Source organism: Bacillus cereus group sp. BfR-BA-01355, from assembly GCF_022663675.1.
GTDB lineage: Bacteria > Bacillota > Bacilli > Bacillales > Bacillaceae_G > Bacillus_A > Bacillus_A thuringiensis_S.
Map to the genome: position 1 here is coordinate 1 of NZ_JAKUFY010000428.1, position 240 is coordinate 240.

The following is a 240-nucleotide window of genomic DNA, read 5'->3' on the forward strand; positions in this document are numbered from 1 at the left end:
TTTTAAGTAGTCCTCCTAAAGGTAATGTGGAACACAAAGTGTTTAATATAGGGAATAACAACCCTGAAAAGTTAATGGTATTTATTGAGACATTAGAGAAAGCATTAGGAAAAGCATTAGGAAGAGAAGTTATATTTGAAAAAGTATTTGAGCCTATTAAACCAGGAGATGTACCGGCTACTTATGCATCAACTAATTTATTGCAAAAAGCTGTAGATTTTAAACCTAAAACTTCTATAG

At 31.2% G+C, this 240-nt stretch carries 1 pseudogene; it reads left to right on the forward strand.

The features are described 5' to 3' along the window. Positions 1 to 240, forward strand: a pseudogene (locus MR167_RS32345) (NAD-dependent epimerase); the annotation flags it as partial.